Here is a 6,257-nt window from a genome sequence, read left to right on the forward strand (position 1 = left end):
AGCAGAGGTCTCCGGGGCAGTCGTGGGCGGGCGGGTTGCCACACTGCTGATCGAAGCCCGTCGCGAAATTCCCGGCCGGATAAATGCCGCAACCGGCGACATCGAGTTTGGCGATCTGGCGCACCCGGAGGTTGATGACGTGCTCGACGACTTGGGGGAGTTGGCCCTGAAGATGGGCGGAGAAGTTGTTGTCGTTTCCGCCGAGCGAATGCCGACGCAGACGGGAATAGCTGCGATTTTCCGTTATTGAGGCTAAGAATTACGATGACCACGGAAAGAATAAGGCAGGAGGCCAAGCAGAAGTGTCTTCTGCGTATCTCCGTTGATTGTCAAGCCGGGTTCTTACCACTCTTCCTATGACCGGACCGCAAGGCAACCGCCTGGCCGCCCAAACCACGCGCTGCACTGGACGCTCGACAGCGCCGGTCAGCTTAACGCTGGACACGAAGAGAGCGAGTAATGACTACGATCCTGATCATAAGCTCAATGACTGCGATTGGTGTTTCCTTCCTTTGCTCGCTGGCAGAAGCACTGCTGTTGAGCTTCGATCCGTTAACCCTGAGCCGGTTGCACGCGACTCGTCCCCGGGCTGCTGCGTCATGGGGCCGCCTTAAGAGTAATGTTGCGCGCCCGATCACCGCGATCCTTGTTCTGAACACCGTTGCTCACACAGGCGGAGCTATTGTTGCAGGCGGTGCTTTCGCGGAGATCTATGGCGAGCGCAACATCTGGATATTTTCCGTCCTGCTCACAGTCATTATCCTCTTTGGGACCGAAATACTGCCCAAAATCATCGGCGTGACCTACCGCAAACAGCTTGCGCCCTGGGCGGGGCCGGTCTTGGAGGTCACCACCCGTTTGCTCCATCCGTTCATACTGGTGAGCGAGGCCATGTTCAGACGACTCACGGTTCACGAGGAATCCGGACAGATTACGACGGCTGATCTCGTGACCTTGGCGACACTCGCGCGATCCGGGAAGGCCATCAACCTGGAACAGGAGAATATCATAGTCAATGCATTGCGCCTCAGCCACAGCGCGATCACGACCGCCATGATCCCGCCGGAACGAATTCGCTTCCTGTCCAAAGACGCTACGCCGGAGTCACTGCTTGCGATCCTTAAGGAGAGCGGACATACACGCTATCCCCTGAGCAAAAGCGCAGACTCGAAGGACATCAATGCTTACATCGTGACGAAAACGGCTTTGCCTGCTACTCAAAGCGAACTCTTCCAACTGATGGCGCATGCGAAGCCGATCCGCACGGTTGACCGTCATGCCACGCTTATGACCGGCCTGCGCACCATGCTCCAGAACAAGGAGCATCTTCTGTCAGTGGTGGATGGCCAGAATCAATGCGTGGGAATAGTCACTCTGGAAGACATTGCTGGAGAACTGCTCAGTGCAGACATCGAACAATTCAAATAGTGTCCGGCACCTCTATGCAGAGCCGGGAGCAAGAAAGATCTGTACGATATCATGAGCCGGAGCGACAGATTCGTGACGTTTTAGGCAGGGCTTTTGATGGATGCATCTAAATTTCATAGGCTGAAGGAGGTCGCCGGGCTCTTTTTGAAGCTGGGAACCATCGGCTTCGGCGGGCCCGCCGCGCATATTGCGCTCATGCACGACGAGGTGGTCACGCGGCGCAAGTGGCTCGACGACCAGCAGTTTCTTGATCTCCTGGGCGTGACTCAGCTCATTCCCGGCCCGAATTCCACGGAGATGGCCAGTCACATTGGGTTTAGACGCAGCGGATGGCTTGGGCTCATTGCGGGAGGCTTGTGCTTTACCCTTCCGGCGATGCTGATCGTTATGGCGTTGTCCTGGGTGTATGTTCGCTACGGATCCACTCCGCAGGCGGGATGGATCTCTTATGGTATTAAGCCGGTCATCATTGGCGTCCTTCTTCAGGCGCTCTGGGTGCTGGGAAGAAAGGCCGTCAAAGACAAATCTACGGCGCTCGCGGCTTTCGGCACGCTTGGGCTGTATTTCCTTGGAGTGAACGAGATCGCGCTCCTCCTAGGGGGAGCCTTGGCCGTGATGCTGATCAAAAACGTCTCGCGGACCGGCCGCATTACGCCCGCAGTCTTGATCTGGCCGCTGGCCGGTACAGGTGTGCCGGTGGCCGCAGCCAAGGCGTTCAGCTTTCCGCTGTTGTTTCTGACCTTCCTGAAGATCGGTTCCGTTTTGTACGGCAGCGGCTTTGTGTTGCTTGCCTACTTTCGCGCGGACTTTGTCAACCGGCTCGGGTGGATTACGGATCAGCAGTTGATGGACGCCATTGCCATCGGCCAGGTGACTCCCGGCCCTTTGTTCACCAGCGCCACATTCATTGGGTACCTTCTCGCGGGGCCGAACGGAGCATTGCTGGCGACGCTGGGAATCTTCTTGCCGTCCTTCTTGTTTGTCGCAGCGGTGAATCCGTTTATTCCGCGGTTGAGAAAGTCGCCCTGGACGGGCGGGTTGTTGGACGGAGTCAATGCGGCTTCGATGGGCCTTATGGCTGCCGTCACCTGCCAGTTGGCGAGGGTGGCATTCATTGATCTTTTGACCGTTGCCGTGGCCGCAGTTTCGCTTATTCTGTTGGCGAGAATGAAGATCAATCCCATCTGGCTTGTGGCCGGAGGGGCGCTGATGGGACTCATCCGGTACTTGGGCTTTCCCGCTTAACGGAAACGGCAGCTGATACTTGGATGGAGATTGAGGCGCTCAGCCTTCTGTTGAGGAGAGAGAGGATCTGCTCTATAGTCTGAGAGAACGTTTATAAAGATCTATGAGGAGGTACCTTCTCGTGGGTTTGTATGTTATATTGCTTGCATTCAACGGGGACACGTAACAAGCACATGGCCCTGTTCCCACCCATTTGCAGGGAGAACTTCAGCGCATGGCTGTGAAAGAACTGAATGCGATCATCACGCAGAAGGTCGAAGTGGCGCCGGGGCTTATTGTGATCCGTGTTGCCCCCGACGGCTGGGACTTGCCTGAATTCACCCCGGGGCAATTTGCCGTGTTGGGCCTTCCGGCCAACGCGCCGCGCTGCGCGGGCTCAGACCCTGAAGAGGATCCGCTCGCCAAGCCGGACAAGATGATTCAGCGGGCCTACTCGGTAGCCTCTTCTTCGGTGGCCAAGGAGTACTTGGAGTTTTACGTGGCCCTGGTTCATTCCGGGGGGCTGACCCCGCGCCTCTTCCACCTGAAGATTGGAGATAGGCTGTGGTTGGGGCCGAAGTTCAAAGGCTTCTTCACCCTCGATGAAGTCCCCCCCGAATCCAATGTTGTTCTCATTGCCACCGGCACGGGCCTGGCCCCTTACGTGAGCATGCTTCGCTCGCAGCTTATCGGGGAGACCCAACGCAAATTCGCGGTGGTGCACGGAGCCCGCCACTCCTGGGACCTGGGTTACAGCTCCGAGCTGACGCTCATGGAAACGATGTCTCCCATGTTATCCTACTTCCCCATCATTACCCGCCCCAAAGACGAGCCGGCCCCGTGGGCCGGTCTCACTGGCCGGGTCCAAGAGGTCTGGGCCAGCGGAGCCTTAAAAAAGGCATGGGGTTTTCACCCTGCGCCCAAGGACACCCATGTTTTTCTCTGTGGCAATCCGGGAATGATCGAAACTATGGAGGGGATCCTCCAAGCCGAGGGATTTGCGGAGCACACCCGCAAGAGCCCCGGGCAATACCACGCCGAGAAGTACTGGTAGAACCAGAGCCTGGCTGGGGTCCGCTCAGCTTGCATCCCAGCCTGAACGTTCTTGCTATTGTCCTTGCGATGTGGCCCATTTGCAGGCGGACGCACTTGTTGGGCACTCCGGTTTTATAGAAAGTCCTAAAAATGGGGGGAAAAGACGTGGGCTTATCCACGGCACAATCAGACAATTCTCTGCAGGTTGACTTTTTCCGGATGGCTGTTGATACCTTGGTCTTTGCGGCCATATGTTTTGATGAAGATGCCCGCATCGTTTATGTCAATCAGATGGCGTGTGAAACCTTGGAGTACACCGCCGAAGAGCTTGCCTCCCTGTCCGTTCCGGACATTTATCCCGACTATTCCAAAAAGAAGTGTGGACAACTTTACCGCAGACTGAAGCGAACAAAGAAAGATGGGGTTGAATCGATTCAAAAGACTAAGTCAGGGCGGCTGATTTCTGTGGAGATACAGTTCGTTTTTCTCACCGTGGCTGGTGAAGAATATCTCTTTGCAATTGCGCGGGATATATCAAAGCAAAAGAAGTTGGAGGAAAGACTGGAGACGGAAATCATAGCAGCAAAGAGTTGTCTTGATGCAGCTGGTGTGATTATGGTGGCGTTGGATCTGTCCGGAAGGGTGAGCCTGATCAACCGCAGAGGCTGTGAAATTCTGGGATTTCAAGAAGACGAGGTTCTTGGCAAGAACTGGATTCAGACGTTTGTATCTGAGAGTTATGTTTCTGAGACCAAGAAAAGTCTGGACAGAGTCGTGGATGGGATAAAAGATACCCCGGATTCCAGCAGTTATATCGAAAATTCCGTACGAACGTCCTATGGATATGAAAAAAAGATAACCTGGCAAAATATGGTGCTGAAAGACAAAAACGGAAAAATGTGCGGGACACTTTGTTCGGGCATTGAGACCGCCATTCGCAAGGAAGAGGGGAAGTTAAGAAATTTAGAATGCAGCTACCAGAATCTCATAGAGCAGTTGCCGGCTGTTACTTATATTGCGGCGTTTGATGAGACTAGAACCACAATATACATGAGCCCGCAAATTGAATATCTTTTAGGGATTGCTTCTGAGGAGTTTGTTTCCGATCCCAAAATGTGGCAAGAATATCTTCATCCGGACGACAGAGAGAGAGTGGTGGAAGAACTGCGGAGGTCCCGGAGAAAGGGCGCTGCTTTTGATTGCGAATATAGGATGGTTGCCAAAGAGGGCGGGGAAGTATGGATTCGGGATTGTGCAATTGTCGTGCAGGATGCCCAAGAAAACGCAATCTATCTTCGAGGCGTTATGGTGGATATTGGTGAGCGGAAAACATACGAAAGCAAATTACTGGAGAGTCAAGGGTATCTGCGATTTGTATTGCAACAGCATCCCGGGATTCTCTGGACTACCGACAAGGAGATGAAAGTCTCCTTTTGCGCTGGAAGTGAATTGGCCGGGCTAGGAATTCAACCGGATCAGGCTATTGGACTCGGATTGACGGAATTGCTGAATATTGATGATAAACATCCGATAATCGAGTTTCACCGGAGGGCGCTTAAAGGTGTTTCGGTTACCTATGAATACGAATTGTTCGAAAAGAGCTATTTGGGGCACACCCAGCCGCTTTATGATTCCGGGGAATCGTTCATTGGTGTAATTAGTGTGACATTTGATATTACATCGGAGAAGTCGATTGTGAAGGCTTTGAGTGATGTTGAATTGAAGTACCTGCAGCTCTACGAGAATTGCATGGATGGGATTGTCTTTATGGATATGGATTGGAGTATCAGAGACTGTAATAATGCCTATAAGGAAATGCTGGGTTACTCCCTTGAGGAATTGCGCCAAGTGACAATTTGCGGGGTTACCCCCGAAAGATGGCATGCGGGGGAGATGGAGTTATTGAAAGAACAAATTCTTTCTAATGGGCAATCGGGACTCTTCGAAAAGGAACACGTGAGAAAGAATGGAACAGTATTAGCTGTCGAAATGCTTGTCTACCTAGTCCGGGATACTGAGGGAAATCCCGTTGGGATGTTTGGACTTGCCCGGGACATAAGCGCGCGCAAGGAGTCGGAATTGGCCTTAGGGGACAAGAACGTGGCACTCAGAGAGTTGCTCTCTTTGGTAAAAGAAGAAAAAGAAGAGTTGGAAAAAGTAATACTCCAGAACATAGATCGACTGGTATTCCCGATTTTAAGAAAACTCAAGGATAGGAGCACATCCATTGAAAAAGAATACTTGGTTCTTTTAGAAGATAATTTGAAACATGTGACTGAGCCCTTCGGACGCTTGATTTCTGAGCAAATATTGCGGCTTACCCCGAGAGAAATCGAGATTTGCAATTTGCTTCGGGGAGGGTTCACGAGCAAGGATATCGCTCGTTTGCTGGTTATCTCCGTCCCCACGGTGGAGGGGTACAGAAATTCAATCAGAAAGAAGCTGGGAATTACTCATGGATCTAATCTCAGCACCTACCTCCAACATCTCCAACCACGCTAAGTTCTAGGTAAATCATTTGTTTTTCTATAGGGTTTGCGGTCAATATTCCCGGGTTTATGGAAGTCTAT

General features: G+C 52.7%; 5 protein-coding genes. All 5 read left to right on the plus strand.

Annotation, left to right across the window (positions count from 1 at the left end):
* The coding region (locus JW937_09735; GenBank protein MBN1587688.1) for a hypothetical protein at positions 1-250 on the plus strand (250 nt) is incomplete at its 5' end.
* Between the two features lie 209 nt (positions 251-459).
* Positions 460-1,428 carry a DUF21 domain-containing protein gene (locus tag JW937_09740; GenBank protein MBN1587689.1) on the plus strand — a complete coding sequence of 323 codons (969 nt, stop codon included), beginning with the start codon at positions 460-462 and terminating at the stop codon, positions 1,426-1,428.
* Positions 1,429-1,524: 96 nt separating this feature from the next.
* Positions 1,525-2,673, plus strand: coding sequence for a chromate efflux transporter (gene chrA / locus JW937_09745; GenBank protein ID MBN1587690.1), 1,149 nt, complete (start codon positions 1,525-1,527; stop codon positions 2,671-2,673).
* A gap of 214 nt (positions 2,674-2,887) precedes the next feature.
* Entirely contained in the window at positions 2,888-3,706 is an 819-nt protein-coding gene (locus JW937_09750; GenBank protein ID MBN1587691.1) for a ferredoxin--NADP reductase, read from the plus strand.
* Positions 3,707-3,837: 131 nt separating this feature from the next.
* Positions 3,838-6,189: a PAS domain S-box protein gene (locus tag JW937_09755; protein MBN1587692.1), complete on the plus strand. Its 2,352-nt coding sequence runs from the start codon at positions 3,838-3,840 to the stop codon at positions 6,187-6,189.
* Positions 6,190-6,257 lie beyond the last annotated feature (68 nt).

Source organism: Candidatus Omnitrophota bacterium, from assembly GCA_016929445.1.
Classification (GTDB): domain Bacteria; phylum Omnitrophota; class Gorgyraeia; order JAFGIU01; family JAFGIU01; genus JAFGIU01.

Excerpts from the sequence above, each read along its gene's own strand:
- JW937_09740 (MBN1587689.1), top strand. The coding sequence starts at position 460 with ATGACTACGATCCTGATCATAAGCTCAATGACTGCGATTGGTGTTTCC.
- chrA (MBN1587690.1), top strand. The coding sequence starts at position 1,525 with ATGGATGCATCTAAATTTCATAGGCTGAAGGAGGTCGCCGGGCTCTTT.
- JW937_09750 (MBN1587691.1), top strand. The coding sequence starts at position 2,888 with ATGGCTGTGAAAGAACTGAATGCGATCATCACGCAGAAGGTCGAAGTG.
- JW937_09755 (MBN1587692.1), top strand. The coding sequence starts at position 3,838 with ATGGGGGGAAAAGACGTGGGCTTATCCACGGCACAATCAGACAATTCT.